Annotated in this window: 13 protein-coding genes and 1 tRNA gene; 6 read left to right on the top strand and 8 right to left on the bottom strand. The window is 70.5% G+C overall.

Annotated elements, in window-relative coordinates:
- Positions 1-3: 3 nt before the first annotated feature.
- From EGM46_RS00290 to EGM46_RS15095, 4 genes are all read left to right on the top strand, one after another.
- On the top strand, positions 4-2361 hold the full coding sequence (locus tag EGM46_RS00290) for a sensor histidine kinase (protein WP_125098178.1): 2358 nt from the start codon (positions 4-6) through the stop codon (positions 2359-2361).
- On the top strand, positions 2358-3023 hold the full coding sequence (locus tag EGM46_RS00285; RefSeq protein ID WP_125098177.1) for a response regulator transcription factor: 666 nt from the start codon (positions 2358-2360) through the stop codon (positions 3021-3023). The genes EGM46_RS00290 and EGM46_RS00285 overlap by 4 nt, the downstream gene beginning before the upstream one ends.
- A gap of 238 nt (positions 3024-3261) precedes the next feature.
- Entirely contained in the window at positions 3262-3834 is a 573-nt protein-coding gene (locus tag EGM46_RS15155) for an AraC family transcriptional regulator ligand-binding domain-containing protein (RefSeq protein WP_125098326.1), read from the top strand.
- Positions 3835-3928: 94 nt separating this feature from the next.
- A complete protein-coding gene (locus EGM46_RS15095) occupies positions 3929-5386 on the top strand; it encodes a VaFE repeat-containing surface-anchored protein (protein WP_431194060.1) in 1458 nt (485 codons plus the stop codon).
- Between the two features lie 68 nt (positions 5387-5454).
- Here the strand turns inward: EGM46_RS15095 and EGM46_RS00275 are convergent, their stop codons facing one another.
- The 5 genes from EGM46_RS00275 to EGM46_RS14815 all read right to left on the bottom strand — a co-directional run bounded on the left by EGM46_RS00275 (position 5455) and on the right by EGM46_RS14815 (position 13442).
- Complete coding sequence (locus EGM46_RS00275) at positions 5455-6948, bottom strand: diguanylate cyclase domain-containing protein (protein WP_125098176.1); 1494 nt, start codon at positions 6946-6948, stop codon at positions 5455-5457.
- Positions 6945-7793: an alpha/beta fold hydrolase gene (locus tag EGM46_RS00270; RefSeq protein WP_125098175.1), complete on the bottom strand. Its 849-nt coding sequence runs from the start codon at positions 7791-7793 to the stop codon at positions 6945-6947. Before EGM46_RS00270 ends, EGM46_RS00275 begins: the two co-directional genes overlap by 4 nt.
- 19 nt (positions 7794-7812) lie before the next feature.
- On the bottom strand, positions 7813-8916 hold the full coding sequence (locus EGM46_RS00265) for an HTTM domain-containing protein (protein WP_125098174.1): 1104 nt from the start codon (positions 8914-8916) through the stop codon (positions 7813-7815).
- Positions 8913-9767: a DUF5819 family protein gene (locus tag EGM46_RS00260; protein WP_125098173.1), complete on the bottom strand. Its 855-nt coding sequence runs from the start codon at positions 9765-9767 to the stop codon at positions 8913-8915. Before EGM46_RS00260 ends, EGM46_RS00265 begins: the two co-directional genes overlap by 4 nt.
- A 102-nt stretch (positions 9768-9869) precedes the next feature.
- Positions 9870-13442 (bottom strand): choice-of-anchor G family protein, encoded by a 3573-nt coding sequence (locus EGM46_RS14815; protein ID WP_206427453.1) that lies wholly within the window; start codon positions 13440-13442, stop codon positions 9870-9872.
- A 327-nt stretch (positions 13443-13769) separates the two neighbouring features.
- Between EGM46_RS14815 and EGM46_RS00240 the strand changes: the two genes are divergently transcribed.
- On the top strand, positions 13770-16211 hold the full coding sequence (locus EGM46_RS00240; RefSeq protein ID WP_125098172.1) for a LuxR C-terminal-related transcriptional regulator: 2442 nt from the start codon (positions 13770-13772) through the stop codon (positions 16209-16211).
- 237 nt (positions 16212-16448) lie between these two features.
- Complete coding sequence (locus tag EGM46_RS00235; RefSeq protein ID WP_125098171.1) at positions 16449-17096, top strand: TetR/AcrR family transcriptional regulator; 648 nt, start codon at positions 16449-16451, stop codon at positions 17094-17096.
- Between the two features lie 258 nt (positions 17097-17354).
- On the opposite strand, the gene EGM46_RS14625 is transcribed toward EGM46_RS00235, so the two are convergent.
- The 3 genes from EGM46_RS14625 to EGM46_RS00225 form a co-directional block, all read right to left on the bottom strand.
- Positions 17355-17516: a hypothetical protein gene (locus tag EGM46_RS14625; protein ID WP_164512757.1), complete on the bottom strand. Its 162-nt coding sequence runs from the start codon at positions 17514-17516 to the stop codon at positions 17355-17357.
- 348 nt (positions 17517-17864) lie between these two features.
- Positions 17865-17956, bottom strand: a tRNA-Ser gene (locus EGM46_RS00230).
- A gap of 115 nt (positions 17957-18071) precedes the next feature.
- A complete protein-coding gene (locus EGM46_RS00225) occupies positions 18072-19382 on the bottom strand; it encodes an LCP family protein (protein ID WP_125098170.1) in 1311 nt (436 codons plus the stop codon).
- Between the last annotated feature and the right edge of the window lie 46 nt (positions 19383-19428).

Below are 19428 nucleotides of genomic sequence, written 5' to 3'. Positions count from 1 at the left end.
GGGATGACCGCGCTGCGCTCACTACTCGTGCCGATTGGCGCGAGCGATGCTGCCGGCCTCACCCCGGCAGCCCCCGGCGGGGCAACGCGATCGCTGCTCGGCTCGATCTCGCGTGTGGCCCTCGCCGCCGCCGCCGCATGGCAGGCCATCATGGTCGCGGTGACCCTCTACGCGCTCGGCGCAGCAGGGATCCCGCTCGCCGTGGTCCAGGTGCTCGTTGCTGCGCTGGCGCTCTGCGGGCTCCGGTGGCCGCGGCTGTGGTCGGCGCTGTCACCCGCGATGGTGGGCACCGGTGTCCTCGGCTTCCTCGCGAGCGGCGATCTCGACTCGTCGCTCACGTTCGCCGTGTGCTGGCAGATCAACTTCTCGAGCTGCATCGCGGGCCTCCTCGTGCTCCGCCGCTCGGCGATCTGGGTGGTGCTCGGCGCCGCCATGAGCGCCTCGGCCGCGATGCTAATCCTGCTCCCCGAGTGGGGGTTCCAGCTGCCGCTGTCGACCGTGGTGACGCAGACCTCGATCATCGTGGCGCTCCGGCTCGGCCTGTCCGCGCTGCTCGGGCACGCCGCGGCGACCGACGCCAGCATGCGTGACGCTGACGACGCTGCGCTGCGCAGCGAGTCGCTCAGGCGGCAGAGCGCGCGGCTCGCCGAGAACGCGCGCGTGCTGCACGACACCGCGATCAACACGTTCGCGGCCATCGCCGCAGCGGGGGCAGGGACGAGGGAGGCCGGGCAAGTGCGTGCCCAGTGCGCCCGCGACGCCGCGCTGCTCGGTGAGCTCAGGGGCTCCCGCACGGCGCGCAGCGCGCAGCTCCTCGACCTGTTTGCCCAGCCCGGACTCCCGATCAGGCGCCACGGGGCCGACGACGGCGAGATCGCCAGCGCCGGAGCGGGGCTCTCTCCTGCCGTGATCGACGCGCTCGTCGGCTGCGTGCGTGAAGCGGTGACGAACGCGACGAAGCACTCCGGGGCCGATCACATCGACATTGAGGTCACCACCAGCGACGCCGAGTTCTGCGTGAGCGTGCGCGACGACGGGGTGGGGTTCGACGGCGAGGCGACGCCGGGCCGCGGTGTCGCCGCATCGATCCGGCAGCGCGCGATCGATCACGGCTTCACCGCAGCGGTGCGCAGCGGCCGAGGCACCGGCACGTCGGTCGCGCTCACGGTGCCCCGCGTCGCGACGCCAGCGGCGGCCCAGGCGGGTGCCACGGCGGACGCTCCGACCGGCGCCTCGGCGGCCGCGGATCCCGAGCTCACCGCGTCGGCCGCGACCGTGCAGCGGCGCGCGGGCGACTACTGGGCCGTCGGGGCGACCGTCGTGAGCGTGGTCCTCGCCGCCACCGGGGGCACCAACGAGGGGGCAGCACTCTTCCCCATGATCGGAGTGATGCTCGCCGCGGTGGGGCTCAGTCGCGTCCCGGCGCTGCGCCGCGGACATGTCGTGCTGCCGCTGCTGCTCCTCGTCGGCACGCTCGTCGTGTTCGCTCTCGGTGCACGCGCGACCGCGTACGGCACCGTCGGCGCGAACCACTGGCAGGCGCTCGCCCCGACCGCCCCGTTTGTCCTGTTCCTGTCGACCGGACGCGGGCGCGGCTGGCGGGTCGCCACCGCGGTGGCCTGGGGCGGGCTCGTGCTGGGGCTCGCCGCATCGGTGCTGCCGCGCTCAGCGACGGCCGCGGTGATCGTGCTGGTCGCCGGGGTCGTCGGCCTCGGATTCTCCGGCGTCTGGATCCTGTTCCAGGGCTTCGTGCGCCGACTCTCCGAGACCGAGGCGGCGGCACGGCGCGCGACGTTTGCGGCCAGACTCGGCAGCGAGCTCGAGCTCGGCTCACAGGAGAGCTTCCGGCGTTGGATCGAGTCCGGGCTCGACTCCGCCGAATCGCTCCTGCGCGGGATCCGAGACGGCGAGCTGGCGGTGGCCGACCCTGCGACACGCGCCGCCTGCGACGAGGAAGAACGCTACCTCCGCCAGCTCGTGCAGATCCCCCCATCCCTCGTGCACCTCGGCGCGGTGATCATGCCGACACTCAGCCGCGCCCGCGCGCTCGGGATCCCGTTCAGGCTGCGGCTCGGCGATCGCGACGCGGCCGACGAACGGGTCGCTCGCGACATCGGGGCTGCGGTCACCGAGAACCTCACCGCCGAGCGTGCCGGACGCCCGCTGACCGCGACCCTGTTCCCCACCGAGGACGGCCTGCAGCTCACCCTCACCGGCCAGGCGCTGCGCGCACCGGCGCACCTCGTCGAGCGCGCGAGCCTCGTACGACTCGGGGACACCGAGCTCCTCGAAATCGATTTCGGCCCCGCCGATTCACTCACCAGCGCGGCGGTTCGGCCGCCGGGAAGGGACACGCAATGACCACCGCACGCATCGCGATCGTCGAGGACCACCTCCTGCAGCGCACGCGCACCGAGGAGCTCCTCGCGCGCGCCGGCGGGTACGAGATCGTCTTCAGCGGGGAATCGGCCCCGGAGTTCACGCGGTGGGCGGAGGCGGCTCCGCGCGCGGAGCGCCCGCACCTCCTGCTCCTCGACCTCATGGTCGACCGGCAGCCGAGCGTCAACCCGGCTCAGATCGAGGTGCTGGTCAAGGGCGGGCTGAAGGTGCTCGTGCTGTCCGCGCTCGCGTCGCCCGCGCTCGTGCGCCAGGTCGTGCGCGCCGGGGTGTCTGGCATCGTGGGCAAGCGCGACAGCGAGGACGACATTCTCGCCGCCGTCGCCGCTGTGCTCGGCGGCGACGAGTGGATGACCACGGAGCTCGCCTCGGTGATCGCGGGCGACCCGGAGCGCCCGGCGCTCAGCGTGCAGGAGGAGCGCGCGCTCGTGCTCTACGCGTCCGGGCTGAGCGTCGACGAGCTCGCGGCCGCGATGAACATCGGCCGCGAAACCGCGAAGCAGTACCTCGACCGGGTCAAGAAGAAGTACGCCTCGGTGGGGATCCCGGTCCGCTCGAAGCTCGACTACGGGCGCGTGGCGTGGGCGGACGGCTACCTCGACCCGTCCCTGCCGAGCGAGGGGTAGCTCGCGCCGCGGCCCCGCGCCGTCCCGCGCCGTCCCGCGCCGCCCCGCCGCCAGTGACCCCCATACGCGGGTCATTCGCGCTGCGGCGCTCGGCCCCGGCGCGTGCCCGTGGGTACCCTACCCCTGGTCAGAGAGGACCGGAGCGCGCTGCGTTGTGCACGCGGACGCGCTCACCGCACAGGGATGAGGGGCACACGATGACGACCCGCACAGTTGGACACGCAGGAAGAATCACCGGGTGGCTGGGCACCGCCCTCCTCGCGATTGGCGTGCTCGTCGCGCCGCTTGCGACGGCGCCGAGCGCGCATGCCGAGGGCCCGGTGTCGCCGGTCACGGAGGAGTTCATCGCACCGCTGTGCGAGGGCACGCCGGGAAACCCAGCCGTCGACGCGGACGGCGGGCCCGTCACCAACCTGCTGCGCGTGTTCGGCCAGCGGCTCACCGACTACAACGCGGGCACGCCGGTGGTGCTCTACAACAACAGCGGCCGGAGCGGCTGGACCTCCTCGGGCTCGCAGTATGCGGCGAACCCACTGTGCGCCACGCGCTACGTCGCGGCGGCCGGGGGTCCCGTCTCGTCGTGGATCTACTGCACCTACGATCGCGCGTCGAGCTGCGGCTGGACGAACGCTGCCGGTCAGCTCGAGCGCCGGGACACGGTGCTCCCCGGACTGACGCACGTCGAGCCGGACACCCGACTCACCGCGGATCAGCAGAAGCTCCAGGCCTACATCATCCAGAACGACCTGCCGGTGCTCGCCGGACCCAACGGCTCCGGTGGCACAGTGGCGGCCAACACGGTCGCGAATAACGCGACGGCGGAGTCGCGCACGCTGCGTCAGAACCTCGTGCACTGCATCGACAACCCCGAGCGATCTTCCGCGCTCACGTTCTGCGCCGCGAACATGAGCGATGAGACGCAGCAGCGCATCCTCGAGATCATCGGCGGCGACACCGCGTCGCTGCTCACCGCGAGCGGCCCGGCCGCGGCCGTCGCCACCGGCACCGAGGCGCGCGTGCAGCTCACCACCACCCTGGCCGGATCACCGCTGCAGCTGTCGGTCTCCGGCGGCACCGCGACAGTCTGCGACGGGCCGGCGACGCTGACCGGTTCGACCCTCGTCGTCGACGCCGATGCCGCGCTTCCGGCAGAGGTCACGCTGTGCGTGGTGCGCCCCGACGCCGGCACCGCCGCAATCGAGGTGGCCGGCACGCCGCCGGTGATCGAGAACATCGGGTTCGCGCAGAGCTTCCGTTTTGCCGGCGACACCCTGTGCCAGGTCTTCTCCGCGGTCGAGTCCGAGCGCGAGACCACGGTGCAGGCTGGCGCCGAGATCACCTTCGCGGACGTGCGCGTGGAGGATCCGGCGATCGGCACCTCGCTCGTCGATCTCGCCGACGGCGACCGCGTCCTGCCGTGGAACGGCGGCACCGTCGTCGACACGGTCGCGTACCGCAACCTCACCGTCGGCCAGTCGTACACGGTGTTCGGCGAGCTGATGGACCAGCGTGATGGCCGCGGCACCGGCATCACCGCGCTGACCGAGTTCGTCCCCACCGCGAGCGCCGGCTCCGTCGAGGTGTCCTTCGTGATCCCCACGGGCTACGCCGGCACCTCGCTCGTCGCGTTCGAGCAGCTCCGCGTGCGCGCAGCCGACACCGAGACCGGGTGGACTACCGTCGCCGTGCACGAGGATCTCGCCGACGCCGCGCAGACCGTCACGATCGAGGCGGCCCCGATCACGCGCGCCCCGGCCATCGGGACCTCCCTCACCGACTCGGCCGACGGCGACCGCGTCCTCGGCTCCGCAGGCGGCACCCTGATCGACACCGTCGCGTACCGCAACCTCGAGCCGGGCGTCCAGGTGACGCTCGCCGGGAAGCTCGTCGACCGCGCCTCCGGCGAGCCGACCGGGATCACCGGAAGCGTGACTTTCGTGCCCACCGAAGCGAACGGGTCGGTCGACGTCACGTTCGTGGTGCCGAGCGGTTACGCGGGCCGCCAGCTGGTGGCGTTCGAGCGGCTCTTCGTTGGTGATACCGCTGCGGGCGAGCCGATCGCGGTGCACGAGGACCTCGCTGATCCGGCGCAGACCGTGCGCATCGCGGCGTCGACCCCGAGCACGCCGGTCGATCCAACGCCTCCGACCGAACCGGGTGAGCCCACCGAGCCGGCAACGCCGAGCGAACCAAGCGAGCCAACCCGGCCGGCTGAGCCGGGGAAACCCGGCTCAGCCGCGCAGCCCACAGGCTTGCCCGTGACCGGTGGCGCGCTGCCCGGCCTCGGGATCGGGATCGCGGGGCTGCTGCTCACGGCCGGCGCCGCGGCGCTGCTGACCAGGCGGGCGCGCGCCGAGCGCTAGCGGGGCGCGCGGGGCGAGCGGGGCGCGCGGGGCGAGCGGGGCGCGCGAGCGGGGCGCGCGGGCGGGGCTCACCCCTCCGCCAGTTCGCCCCGCTCGCCCCACTCGCGCACGATCACCGCGTCCTTGCCGCGGTTCTTCGCGGCGTACATCGCCGCGTCGGCGGCGTGCATCAGCCCGTCGACGGTGGGAGCGCGACCGGTGCTCGTCGGCTCCCACCGCGCCACCCCGACGCTCGAGGAGAGCGCCGCCCCACGCACCACGGTGTCGAGGGGCATCCGCACCGCGGTGCGGATGCGTTCCGCGAGCGCGGTCACGGCCGCGTTGGTGGCGCCGCTCACGGCGACGACGAACTCGTCGCCGCCCAACCGGCTCACGGTGTCTCCCGCGCGGCAGCTCGCGCGCAGCCGCGCGGCCACCGCGCGCAGCACCTCGTCGCCCGCGGCGTGCCCGGCCCCGTCGTTGATCGCTTTGAAGCCGTCGAGGTCGATGAAGAGGACGGCGCAGGCCTCCCCCGTGCGCGCGGCGGTCGCGAGCAGCTGCTCGAGCCGCTCGGCGAACAGCACGCGGTTGGGCAGCCCGGTCAGCCCATCGTGCAGCGCCCGGTGGCGCAGTTGCGCCTGCAACTGGAGGTGTTCGAGCACGCGCTCCGCCTGCGCCGCGACCGACTGGAGCGTGTCGAGCTCGTGGGCGTCGAGCGCGCGCGGCCGCCGAAACCAGCAGCGAATCTCCCCGAACACCGGGTGGTCTGCGGTCGACTCTCGCACGATCGGGGTCACCACGAGCGCCTCGACGCCGGCGCCCGCCAGCCGCGCGGCCTCCTCCGAGCCGAGTGCACGCAGCTCGGCGGCATCGTGGCACACCAGCTGATCGGGATCGGGGAGTTCCTGGACGGCGCTGAGCTCGGGTTCTGCCGGTGGCGCTGATCCCCAGCTGCGAAGCGCTCCCCCGGCCCCCGTGCGCTCGTGATCGACGAGCGTGACGCGGACCCACCCCGCGTTCGTGGCGCGGGTTGCGGCACGCACCAGGGCCTCACCGAGGTCGTCCAGTCCGGCGGCGACCGCGAGCGCGCTGGTGGCGCCGTGCAGCACGTCAAGTCGCTCCTGTGCGAGCTCGGCCTCGCGGCGGGCGGCAACGAGCTCGCGCTCGAAGGCGATACGCTCGGTCGCGTCGAACGCCGCGATGTGCACGACGCGCCGCCCCGCCGCGGTGGTGCGGAGATCCGCGGTGCACAGTGTCGGGCGGGCGGAGCCGTCGCTCGCGCGCAACTCGAGCATGATCTCTCGCACGCAACCGGTCTCGAACAGCTGCGGCAGCACCCGCGACTCGTAGAACAGGCGCGCTGCTGGGGTCAGCCACTCCACGAGGTTGCGCCCCTCGAGCCGCTCCGGATCGTCCGGACCGCCCACCCAGCGTCGCAGTGCGTCGTTGTGCGCGAGCACCTGCCCATTGGTGTCGACGGCGAGGAGCGCGACGGGGCTCTCGCGCAGGAGGTCGTGCGCGGTCTCCGCCGCCGGAGTCGGTGGTGCTGCCCTGCCGCTCGTGTCGAGAGGCTCAGCCGTCACAGCGCGGCCCGGATGTGTCCCATCACCAGCTCAGGCTCCGTGAGGTGCACGAAGTGGCCGGCCGATTCGAGCTGCACGAGCGTGCTCTGCGGGATCCGGTCGCGCAGGTACTCGCCGATGTGCGGCGGGCAGATGATGTCGCCCGCGGACTGCAGGATCACGCTCGGCGTCGGGATTTCGTGCAGCCGGCTGCGCATGTCGCTGAAGAACACGACGCGCGCGAAGTGCTTGGCGACGCGCTGCGGTGTGGTCGTGAACAGCTCACGTACGCGGTCGGTGACGTCCGGGCGGTCCTCCCGCGCCGTCACCGCCGGCGCGAGCGAGGCCGCCCAGCTGGGCTGGTTCGCGTCGATCGCGTCGATGAGCCCGAGCACGTCCTCCCGCGAGAATCCGCCCTCGTAGCCGTCGTCGTTCACGTAGCGCGGCGACGGCGACACCATGATGAGGCGGGAGAACAGCTCCGGTCGGGTGATTGCGGCGAGCGCGCCGATCATCCCGCTCGCGGAGTGCGCGACGAGGATCGCGTCGCGCGCACCAACGGCGTCGAGCACCTCGACGAGGTCGGCGGCGTAGCCGTCGTAGGAGTCGTAGCGCTGCTCGTCGTATGCGGTGAGGTCGGATGCGCCGGATCCCACGTAGTCGAAGAGCACCACGCGGTACTCGGCGGTGAAGTGCTCGGCGACCGCGGCCCAGGTGGACTGGTTGGTGCCGTAGCCGTGCGCGAACACCATGAACGGCGCGCCCTCCGGCCCACGCACCACGACCGCGTTGCGCTGGATCACGTCTCCGCTCAGCGCGTCAGCGCTCGCCACTCCACCCATGGTCGCCTCCCCTTGCGTGCCCATCTCTCTTCTCGAGAGTATGTCACGTGAGTGCCGGAACCGCCTCACCCAGCTCGGTTCCTGGCGCTGCGGTGGGCTCGGCGGGCGGGGCGGCGGACGGTGGCGCGGGCCTGCGCCGCCGCAACGGCAGGCGTTCCCGCACCCACCCGCTCACGCGTTCCCAGGTCTGATCGCGGATGAAGATCATGTCGCCGAGGATCATCATGAGCGAGAACCACGGGAGCGCGAGCAGGATCCCAATCGACGCGTGCATGCCGGTGACGAGCACGAGGCCGAGGATGCGTGTCCACCGGTGCAGCAGGAACAGGGGGAACAGGAGTTGCCCGTAGACGCTCAGCCATGAGGCGACGAACACGGCCGGGGTGAACTGCCAGGCGAGGTGGTTCAGCCACGGGAAGAGCGTGAGCTCCTCGAGCTGCAGCGGGTAGTAGGCGGCGACCCCGGACACCCAGGTGGTTCCCTGCAGTTTCCAGAGTGCGCTGGTCACGTAGATCACGCAGAGCTGGTACGCGATCAGGATCACCGCGACGTTGTGCGCGAGCACCGGAATCCAGCGCGGCAGGTGCCAGCGCCCCACCCCGAGCGGCGCGTCTGAGCCGCCGCGCCGCGCACGCCGACGCGCGTCGAGCGACCAGCGTCGGGACGTGTCGGCGAGCAGCAGGAAGAGCAGGAAGATTCGGAAGGTCTGGTAGTGCCCGGTGTTCAGGATCACGGGGTTGGTCACGGCGAAGCCGAGCCAGAGCACCACGAACAGGGGCGAGACGACGCGCATCCGCCACCCGAGCGCGTAGAGCACCGCAACGGCCATGAGCACGAGCACCTTGATCACGAGCAGGGTGTCCGATTCGTCGCGTGCGAAGAGCTGCGGGATCGGCCAGAGGTAGTTGTTCACCGAGGAGTTGCGGAAGAGCGCCTCACCCCAGCGCGATCCCGCACCGAACGAGTAGGAGAGGTTCGGCAGGTACAGCGCGAGGATGATCACCGTCATCGCGCCGAAGCCCATTCGCATGAGGGCGATCCCGTAGCTCGCGTGGCGCGTTTCCGTGAGCCAGCGCAGCACGCCGTCCCACAGCCGCCCAACGGCATTGCCGCTGACGCCGCGAGTGAGGCTCGTTTCTCTGCTCATCGTGCGCCCTCTTCCGTCTTGGCTCGCGCGGCGAGCTCATCCTGCGCGTCTGCGTGCTCCGCCCAGGCGCGGAAGGTGCGCGCGAACGCGTCGCGGTCCTGCCCCGGCCACTCCATGGGTGGCACCCAGCCGAGGTCGGTGTATTTCGCCTGAGGCCGCTCGGCGTCCGGGTCCTTGCGGTCGGCCCAGCGCACCACGGGGTCATAGACGGCGCGCACCTGCACGCCAGCGATCGTGCCCTGCTCGCCCCACATGGCGTGCGCCACCTGCGTCGCGTACGAGGTCGCGTAGTTGTCGGCGCGAATGAACGCGGAGACCGCGGCCTCGTCAGAATCGTCGGCGGCGAGCATCGCGTCTCGCAGCCCGTACAGGGCCTCGCCGCCGAGGTGATTCTTCGCGACCACCGCCTGGTGGGTCTCATTGAGCTGTGTGTACGCCCCCATCAAGCGCTCCGCGCCCACCACCGAGAGCTGCTTCCGCAGCGTCTTCCGGTAGGTCGATGAGAGTTCGACGTGGGTCGCGTTGATCCACTCCGTCGTCGTGTTCTCCCCAGCCTCGTCGCTCACCCATGCCCTGACCCACAGCTGCCGGTCCGTGTCGGCCGGGTCAGGTGCGAAGATCTTATAGTCCTGCACCAGGTAGGGGCGCACGTACTCGTCGGCCAGCGCACCCGGGAGCACGTCGTACTTCAGCGATTGATTCGGTGTGTTCACGACGGCGGTGAGAAACATGTGCACCGCGACGAGCGCGAGGACCACGCCAACCGTGAACTGCACCACCCCGGGGACCCGCACCGGGGCCGAGCGTTGCCGAGCACGTCGCTCGCCGGGTACCGTCGCGTGATCTGCCATTGATCGCTCCCCTGCATCAACTGCACTTCCTCCTGCTCGGGTGAGGGAATGGTGGTCTCGACGAACGCTGTCGCGGAGACCACCATTCCCGCGGCACCCCGGCTACTCGACCGCGCGCATGTCGCGGCCGCGACGGTGTCCGAGCGCCAGCGCGCCGGCTCCGGCGATGAGGCTGAGGACGGTCAGCAGCGCCAGGGGCCCCATTTCGGCTCCGGTCACTGCCAGCCCGCCGCCGGCCTTCGCGCCCAGGCCCCCGCCCGCGCCGGTCACCGTGACGGTGGCCTCCGCGGTCCGGCCGCTGTCCTGACCGAGCGCGGTGAAGCGCGCGGATCCGGCAGCCCGGTCGACTGGCACCTTCCAGCTCGTCTCGAACGCTCCCTCGCTGTCCGCGGCGACCGTCACCGTTCCGCCGGTCGGCAGGGTGAGCACTGCGTCCTCGCCGCCCTGGAAGCCGGTGCCGTTCAGCACGACAGTGCCACCTGGCGCGACGGTGCCCGGCGTCGCCGTCAACCTCGCGGTCTTCGCACCCGGCGTGACGCCAGGATCGGTCCCCGGCTCCGTCATCGGGTCCGTCATCGGGTCCGAGCCGGGCTCCGTCGCCGGATCTGAGCCCGGATCGGAGCCGGGGTCAGTCCCGGGATCGGTGCTGGGCTCCGAACCTGGATCGGTGCCCGGGTCACTTCCGGGGTCCGCGCCCGGGTCGGTGTCGGGTTCGGAGCCGGGGTCGGCTCCGGGATCCGTCATCGGCTCGGTGCCGGGGTCGGTCACCGGGTCGCTCCCCGGGTCGGTGCCTGGGTCCGTCGCCGGGTCGGTGCTGGGATCCGTCCCGGGGTCCGTCCCCGGATCGGTGCCGGGATCCGACACGGGGTCCGTGCCAGGATCGGTGCCCGGGTCCGTCCCAGGATCAGTCCCAGGATCCGCGCCAGGGTCGGTCCCGGGATCTACGCCCGGATCAGTGCCGGGGTCCGTACCCGGGTCAGTCACGGGGTCCGCCCCCGGGTCGGTACCGGGATCCGTGCTCGGGTCCGTACCTGGGTCCGCGCCAGGGTCGGTCCCGGGATCCGTGCCCGGGTCAGTTCCCGGATCAACGCCCGGGTCCGTGCCTGGATCCGTACTTGGATCCGTCCCAGGGTCGGCACCAGGATCAGTACCGGGATCCGTTCCCGGGTCTGTACTCGGGTCAGTTCCCGGATCAACCCCCGGGTCCGTTCCGGGATCAGTGCCCGGATCTGTACCAGTATCTGTGCTCGGGTCGGTCCCCGGATCAGTCACGGGGTCCGCGCCCGGATCGGTACCGGGATCAGTCCCCGGGTCAGCGCCAGGATCCGTGCCTGGATCAGTCCCAGGATCGGCACCGGGATCCGTGCTCGGGTCGGTACTTGGGTCCGTCCCAGGGTCGGTCCCCGGATCAGTACCGGGGTCGGCACCAGGATCAGTGCCTGGATCGGTACCGGGATCAGTCCCCGGGTCTGTATTCGGGTCCGTTCCGGGATCCGTGCCCGGATCTGTACCAGTATCTGTGCTCGGGTCGGTCCCCGGATCGGTCACGGGGTCCGCGCCCGGATCGGTACCGGGATCAGTCCCCGGGTCAGCGCCAGGATCCGTGCCTGGATCAGTCCCCGGATCGGCGCCGGGATCCGTGCTCGGATCGGTACCGGGGTCGGTAGTCGGGTCCGTCCCAGGATCCACACCAGGGTCCGTCCCGGGGTCGGTACCAGGGTCCGTGCTTGGGTCAGTCCCAGGGTCCGCCCCCGGATCAGTTCCCGGATCAATACCCGGGTCCACGCCCGGGTCAGTACCGGGATCCGCGCCTGGATCGGTACCGGGATCAGTTCCCGGATCTGCACCGGGATCCGTGCCTGGATCAGCCCCCGGATCGGCACCCGGGTCCGTCCCGGGATCCGCACCGGGATCCGTGCCTGGATCCGCACCGGGGTCCGTTCCAGGATCCGTACCCGGATCTGTACCGGGGTCCGTTCCCGGATCGGTACCAGGGTCCGTGCCCGGATCCGTGACCGGATCGGTCCCCGGGTCCTCCGCGAGCGCGCGAACCGAAGCGGAACCAAATTGCAGCGCAACCGCGCCGTTCGTCGCGACGTCCGGCAGCACACTCACGTTCAGTGCACGCACCGTGAAACTGTCCGGGCCGAGATCCCCCGGGGTGACCTGTTGGTTGACCGTGATGTCCGCCACACCGCGCAGCACGGGGCCGAGCCCATCGGTGAGCAGTTCGGTCACCAACGGCGACAGCCAGTTCATGAGGGTGGGCTGCAGGTTGCCCAGCAGCGTATCGACCGTGCCCTTCAGCGCGAGCCCAATCGGTGCGACCGCGCCGTTCAGCAGGTTGATGATGGGTTGCAGCACCGCGCCGACGGGGATCCCCGCGACATTGATCTCCTCGGTGTCCACGACGGGTGCCGGCTTCCCGGGGATCCCGATGAAGCCGCCGATGGAGCCAGCGATCGTCACGGGGGCCTTCACGAGCGGAATCGTGGTGATCCCGAGGTTGACACTGATGTCGGCCTCGATGCTCACGTCGACCGCAACGTCATAGATCCCGGTCGAGATGATACTCACCGTCTTCGACAGCAGGGAGTTCTCCCCAGCCCCCGTGAGGGCATCGGTGACGCCGTCGAGAATCGCGTTGACCGTGTCGCCGTGGAGCACCTCGGTGTTGGCGGGCAGCGCGCTCAGGCTCGTAGCACCGGTGCGGTCCACCACGAGTTCCGCGAGGTTCACGCTGATGGTGCCCGTGTTCAGGTTGACGAACACGCTCCCATCGGAGTTGGACAGCGGCTCAGCGAGCAGCGTGGTGCGCACCCTGTCGAGAAGCGGCTGCGTGTCGATGGACGCCGAGTTCAGTTCGGCGTCCACGAGCGGCAGCGCGCCGATGCTCTGCACCAGAGTGGCGAGCACCGTCTCGATCCCGCCGCCTGGGGCCAACAGGCCTTGGATCGGCTGGAGGAGCGCGGCGACTTGCGTATCGAGCTCCGTGACGAGGCCACCGACGAGCGGGCTGTGCACGTCGGCGGTGAGGTCGGTGAGCATGTACTCGCTCGTGGTCGTGCCGGACGTGCTGCTGGCACGCGCGCCGAGCGCGCCGATCCCGATCGAGGCCTCGTCGACCAGCGTGTTCACGAGGCTCTCATCGATGAGCTGCGTCAGCAGCGCGTTCGCATCGAGTCGCGCGGTGCCGTACTGACCGCTCTTCGCGGCGTCGACGTTGAGGGAGCCGTCGGAGTTGATGAGGCCGGTGGAGGCGACGCTCGTCGTCACATCCGGGGAGGCGCTGAAACTGGAGATTGCGCCGAGGTTACCTAGTCGGAGCAACCCCGGATCCGTGTCGGTCGGTGCGATGAGCGGCAGGCTCACCGTTCCCAGTTGCAGGTTCGCCAGCCCGTTCAGCACTGAGAGATTGAGCGGGTCGGCCGCCGGTGTTGGCGTGCCAGGGAAGTCGGAGCGCGTGGTTGCCGCCCCGACAACGTCGAGGCCGAGACCCTCAGCCCAGAGCCAGTGCCCGTGCGCCGCGGAATCAGCCGTGACGGTGGGTGTGTCAGCGTACGCCGCGGGTGCTGCGATGAGCCCCGATGTTGCGACTACGGCAGCCGCGGTGCCGAGGGCGAGACCTCGGGACCTGCGTCTGGGCGGAGCCGTTTCGTGTTGATGTCGTCTCAAGATCCCTCACCTCTGCTCAGATTTCAGGAGAAGCTGCTCGGGCGATCCCTCACCACACTCAGGTCGCAACTGCACAGCTTGCGGGCAGCTTAAGCAAGGTGCGGAACCCCCGGCAAAGGACCTCCGTGACCCCGAGGCGAAGATGCACATGACCTGAGATGTTTTCGGCTACTACTGAGATTTGGCAGAAAAATACCTGTTCGCGCCGTAGGGCGCGAGGGGCATCGCTATTCGCCACTAGCACTAGATGGAAAGTTGACAGTAGGATCCGGAGAAAGTGTCGGCTCGGATGGGCGGCCTCTCACGGCCGCGAGGAGTTGAGCAGCAATGGGGATTGAGGCACTCAGCACACGCATGCCGGTTGTCGCCGAGCTCGTTCGCGCGCTCGAGTCGGGCCACACGGCGCTCGTTACCGGGCCGAGCGGGTCCGGCAAGAGCCACGTGCTCCGAGACCTCGCCACCGCACTCCGCCAGGCCGGGCGATCCCCAGTTGAGATCGACTGCGCAGACCCGGCCGCCCGCGCCGCATACCTCGACTGGGCCGCGGCGGACTCGGATGCCGCGACCTGCTTCCTGATCGACAACTTTGAGCGCGCGGACCCGGCGACGTTACGGGCCATGATTGAGCACCACGCGCGAGGCCGGTGCACCGTCGCCTCACTCGAAACGGGGAATCAGCGCACGCCCTACCTCCGCGCCCTCGACCACGTGCTCCGCGAAGAGGAGTCGGCCGCGCAGATGATCGCGGCGATCCGCCAGTTCCCGCTCCCCCCGCTCCCCGATCACGACATCGCCTGGCTCGCGCACGAGCTCAGCCCCACCCTGCTCCCCGCAACCACCGCGCACACCATCACCATGCTCGCGGCCGGGCGACCGGCGTGGGTGCACGATCTTCTCGTACTCGCCGAGCACGATGCGCTCACGCACCTGCCGCATCCGGGGATCGTGGAGCACGTGCCCCGCGAACTGAACCTGCCCGGGATGCGGGCGATCGCGCGCTCAGCTGGACCGCTCTCGCCGGCGGTAGGCACCGCGGCCGTGCTCTCGGCCGAGCTCGGCCCCACCGATCTCGCACTGCTCGAGGAGCACCTCGGGTTCCCGCACGTCCGTGAGCTCAGCGAGCAGGGAGTACTCACACGCGAACCGGGGAGCGACCGCTACGCGGTACTTCCGTTTGTCGCAGCTGCACTCCGACCGTTCGCCTCCCCCGAGCGTGTTGCGGCGGGGCGCCGCGCGATCTCCGAGCACCTGGTGGTGCAGGAGGGGCTCGGGATCCCGGTGAGCACCGCGGACGCGCTCCGCTGCGCTCGGTCACTGACTTTCTCTGACGCGACGCTCACGCAGCCAACGCACCGCGACGCGCGCGTCCGCATCCTGCATCGCGCAACGATGAGCAGCGTCGCCCTGCACCAGGCGCCGCAGGCGCGCGGGTTCCTGCTTCGTGCGGGCTCCGCGCAGGCGCCGCTCCGGCGGGCGGCGCACGCGCAGGTGGTTGGGGTACTCGCCGGCGCAGCGGCAGCGGCCGAGGTTCTCGATGGGGATCCCGCCTCGGCGAGCTCCGACAGCGACGCCGACGACACCGAGACCCGGGTGAGCGCGCTCCGCGCCGTGCTCGCAGCGGAGGCCGGCACCCCGCACGCGCAGCGCACCGCCGCCGATCAGGTGGCCGGCTGGTGGAACACCACCGAACCCCTGACCACGGCGCGGAGCAACCTGCGTCATCTGTCCGATACCGCAGCGCAGGAGACCGCAGCGCTCGCCGCAGCCCTCCTGGAGTTCGATACCGTCTGGGGCGGCACCATCCCGCGCGGCACCTGGCTGTCGAGCGGTGCGCCGATCCCGCCGCTGCCAGCGGTGGCCGCCGGCGCCGACGACGTGGTTGCCGGCACACTGCTGCTCGCCCGCGGACTGACCGCGTTCCTGGCGGGGGAACTCGCGCTCCGCGCGGACGAACTGTTCTCCGCTGCCGCGAGTGCGGCGACCCCCGAAGCACACGCGCACTGGCTCAGGCACCTCGTCGCGGCGGGCGAAGCGCTCGCCTGCGGGAGCGCCGAACGGGCTGCGCTGGAGTGGTGCCACCTCGAACGCACCGCGCCGAGGTACACGGCGATGCGCCTCCGCAGCGCGCTGCGCGCGATCGGCGAGTCGATCAGCTCAGCGTCAATACCGGGCACCCCCGCGGGCACTGGCGCGCTCACGCCGGAGTACTTCACGCGGTACCTCACGGGGAACCACACGTCACTCCGGCACGGGGAATCGCCCGTGCAGCCGGGCAGCGAGCCGCTCCCAGTGCTGCGCTTCGCGCACGCGCACCTGACCGCGGCGGAGCAGCAGAACCCGATCGAGCTGCTGCGTGCCTCCCAGCGGCTGCAGCGGCTTGAGCTGTGGGCGCCCGCGGCGTTCGCCGCGTCGAGCGCGCGCACCATCTATCTGAGTCGCCGCACGGTCAGCGGCGTGCGCGAGTGCGATGAGCGCCTCGATGCGCTCGAGGCGCACCTCACGCGTTCGCTGCCGTGGTACCGCGCCGGGACGCTGCCCACCGCGCATTTCGCACGGCTCACCCCGCGCGAGTTGGAGGTGGCGCGCCTCGCGGCTCGCGGCATTGCCAATGCTGCGCTCGCCGCGCGCCTCGGCTGTAGCGTGCGCACGATCGAGTCACACCTTGCGCAGGCGAAAGCGAAGCTCGGCGCGCAGTCCCGCCGCGAGCTGTCCGAGAAGCTCGGGATCGCTGTCGCCCAGGCGGGCCGGGCAGCGGCGAACGCGCGCTGAGCGGCGCCGCGGCCGGGAGTTGCTGTGACTTTGCGCCAGAATCCCTCCGAGATTCTGTCGCTCTCTCGAACCGGTTCGGGGCGGGGCGCGGGCCCCCACGCGGTCGCCAGTCGCTAGAGTGGGCACGACAGCGCACGGTGCGGCACCCGACGAAGCGCCGCCAGCCGTGCCACCGCCTCCGGCGTTACGGAGCCGCTCGCGAGCGGCCGGCCAGCGCCCCGCCCCGAAGGGAATGACGTGGCTCGCCCACAGAACCCAGCACGCCGCACGGAACTCCTTGAGGAGCTCATCGCGCTCACTGCGCGGCTTCCGCTCTCACACCTCACGTTCCGCACGATCGCGGCCGAGCTCGACGTCAGCACCTACACGCTGGTCTACCACTTCGGCACGCGCCAGGAGCTGATTCGCACGGTGCTCGAGGAGGCCATGCGCCGCCGCATCGCCGCGCTCGGCGGCGTCGATTTTCAGCGCTTCACGCGCGCCGAGATGACCGAGGCGCTTCGCGCCGCGTTCCGCGACACCCTTTCCCCGCAGCACCTGGGCGCGCTTCGGCTCCAGTTCGAGGGGGCCGCCCTCGAGCAGTTCGACCCCGAGATCGGGCAGCACGTCCGCAACGCCTATGAGCTGTGGATCACTGAGTTCGCGCGCTGGCTGGAGTTCCACGACGTGCCAGCACACCGTGCGCTGCTGCTCGCCCGGCTGGTGTCCGACGCGTCGACCGGGATCCAGTACCTGCAGTGCCTTCGGGACACCGAGGGCACCGGCACCGGCACCGGCACCGGCACCGGCGACAGTATTGCCGAGTACGAGGAGTTTCTCACCGGGTTCATGGACCTGGTGTTTGCGGACGAAGCGCGCAACGAAACTCAGTCGAAGAGTGTGTAGCCGGAAGGCCGTCCCAAACTAGGGGGTGGGGTGGGACGGCCTTCCGTGCTGTGCAGTACGAGCGGAAAACGAGGCCAAACGGCCCGCCCCATCTCGGCTGCGAGTGTCACACTATCCTGAAGTACGAGCGTTATGCAAACGGTCGTTATGATATTTCTGCTTTCACAGAAAACCTGCGGGATACGCCGCCTAATCCACCGAGGCTCGGATCCATCTCAGGCGTGAGCAGAGCAGCGTCGCGCGGTGATCACCCGGCTTTCAGTGCCGCAGTTGTCCCGCTTCCCGCAGCTCCTCCGAGTGCGCACGGAGAGCCGAGAGCACGGCGGTTCGGATGACGGCGTACAGCAGCAGCCAGAAGAACAGGAACCCGAGGATTCCGGCCACGATCTGAACGATGAGAACGATCTGCATATTGTCCATTCGCCCAGCGTAGCGAGAGCCCTCACCGCGACGAGGGTTGCGATCGCGAAGGTTTGCTCACCGGGCCCGTCGCCGAGTCCGCTGCCGGCGCGCTACTTGTCGCGCCGGCTCTTGCGATACGCGAGGACCGCGGTCAGGGCGGACACTCCGATCGCGACGACAGTGAAGATGGTCCAGAAGATGAGTGGTGCAGTCACCCAGAAACAGTAGCAGCCACCGAAACTGCAATGCGGGGATCAGGGCAGAGGCCAGGTGGCCGCGATCCCGCGATGGGTGATCCGCACGAATACCGAAGGCCCCGATCCCAGTGTTTCCACCGGGCGTCGGGGCCTTCGTGTGTTGCTCATCTGGCGGAGACGGGGGGATTTGAACCCCCGGTCGAGTTTAACCCCGACCCTTCATTAGCAGTGAAGTCCGTTCGGCCGCTCCGGCACGTCTCCATACGCGAACAACGTCCTCCATCCTACCGGGTCGAACACGCTCTGCGGAAATCGATGCGCGGTGCGGCGCGGTTCGGCTGGTCACACGCGCGCAGCGTCGCCCGCCGCGCGCCACCTACAGGACCGTGCGCCCCGCGGAGCAGGCCTCGTTGCTCGCCTGCAGCCCGGTGATGCTGTCGGGCAGCTTCGTCGGGCCGGTGTCCTCCGGCGCGGTCGTCGCCCCACCAGAGGTGTCCGTCGTCGGCGCCTCGGTGGCCGGATCCTGTGCGGCCGGATCCTCCGTTGCTGGGGCCTCGGTGGTCGCCTCGGTCCCGTCAGCCGGGTCAGCGGCCTCCTGCGTGCCGTGCGCCTCGACGCCCTCCCCGACGCCGGTCACCGCGAACGGCTTGCCGCTCTTGATGACGTCGATGAGCAACTCGGCATTCGCGATGTCCGGGGTGAGACGCCCCTCCTGGTAGGGGTGGTTCACCGTCGGGTACTGCACGAAGTTGATGCGATCCAGATCGATGTCCTTCACCGTGCCAGCGACCGCCTGCATGAACTCCACGCTCGCCATGTTGCTCGAGAGCGTCATGTTCTCGACGCCGGCCTTCGCGAGGGCGTACACCTTCACCGGGTCGGACAGCGTCTCGGCGCTCTTCAGCTCGCGCACGAGCGATGACATGAACACCTGCTGGTTGCTGATGCGGCTGGTGTCGCCGCCGTCGCCGACGCCGTGGCGCGTGCGGAGGAACTGCAGCGCGTCCCACCCGACGAGGGTGTTCATGCCTGCTGGGAGGTCGAGGTCGGCCTTCTCGTCGACGATGGGCTGCGTGAGGCAGACATCGACGCCGCCGAGCGCGTTGGAGACGCCAACCACGCCGTCGAAGGTGACGAGCGCAGCGTAGGGAATGTCCATGCCGGTGAGGTTCGAGATCGTGCGGGCCACGCACGGCAGGCCGCCGTACATCATCGCGCTGTTGAGCTGCTGCTCGCTCATCGGCGGGTAGTAATCGGGCTCTCCGTTCGGGCCGGGGCAGCTGGGGAACGGGACCATGAGGTCGCGCGGCAGGCTCATCACGGTGGCATTCTGGTGGTCGGCCGAGACGTGCAGCAGCAGGTTGACGTCGTTGAGCTCACCCTCCTCGCCGTCGTCGTACTCCTGCCCGGCACGGGTGTCCGAGCCGACAAGCAGGATCGTGAGCTCGCCGTCAACAGACTGCGAGCCAGCGCCGACTCCGCTCGCCTCGGTGCCGAGGTCCACCGTGTTGAGGTTCTGCGTGAGCCCCCACACCGCGTACGCCACCGTCGCAACACCGGAGAGCGCCACCACCACCATCGTGGTGAGGAGCACGCGCAGCGCGTTGCCCCAGGCATTCGATCGGCGCAGCTTGCCGTGACGCACGAATGCGGTCTGCGCGGCGTCGCTCGCGGTGTTCTTGGCCATACAGTTTCCAGTTCCTCGGGGCGCCCGGGTCGAGCGCACAGCGGCA

Origin of the sequence: Leucobacter chromiireducens (assembly GCF_003917135.1) — a bacterium.
Taxonomy (GTDB): Bacteria; Actinomycetota; Actinomycetes; order Actinomycetales; family Microbacteriaceae; genus Leucobacter; species Leucobacter chromiireducens_A.
This window is presented reverse-complemented; position numbering and strand designations above follow the sequence as displayed.

What these genes read in the sequence shown, in the direction of transcription:
- EGM46_RS00240 (WP_125098172.1), top strand. Translation starts at nt 13,770, where the DNA reads ATGGGGATTGAGGCACTCAGCACACGCATGCCGGTTGTCGCCGAGCTC.
- EGM46_RS00285 (WP_125098177.1), top strand. Translation starts at nt 2,358, where the DNA reads ATGACCACCGCACGCATCGCGATCGTCGAGGACCACCTCCTGCAGCGC.
- EGM46_RS00290 (WP_125098178.1), top strand. Translation starts at nt 4, where the DNA reads ATGACCGCGCTGCGCTCACTACTCGTGCCGATTGGCGCGAGCGATGCT.
- EGM46_RS00225 (WP_125098170.1), bottom strand. Translation starts at nt 19,382, where the DNA reads ATGGCCAAGAACACCGCGAGCGACGCCGCGCAGACCGCATTCGTGCGT.
- EGM46_RS15095 (WP_431194060.1), top strand. Translation starts at nt 3,929, where the DNA reads ATGAGCGATGAGACGCAGCAGCGCATCCTCGAGATCATCGGCGGCGAC.
- EGM46_RS00260 (WP_125098173.1), bottom strand. Translation starts at nt 9,767, where the DNA reads ATGGCAGATCACGCGACGGTACCCGGCGAGCGACGTGCTCGGCAACGC.
- EGM46_RS00270 (WP_125098175.1), bottom strand. Translation starts at nt 7,793, where the DNA reads ATGGGCACGCAAGGGGAGGCGACCATGGGTGGAGTGGCGAGCGCTGAC.
- EGM46_RS00265 (WP_125098174.1), bottom strand. Translation starts at nt 8,916, where the DNA reads ATGAGCAGAGAAACGAGCCTCACTCGCGGCGTCAGCGGCAATGCCGTT.
- EGM46_RS14625 (WP_164512757.1), bottom strand. Translation starts at nt 17,516, where the DNA reads ATGGACAATATGCAGATCGTTCTCATCGTTCAGATCGTGGCCGGAATC.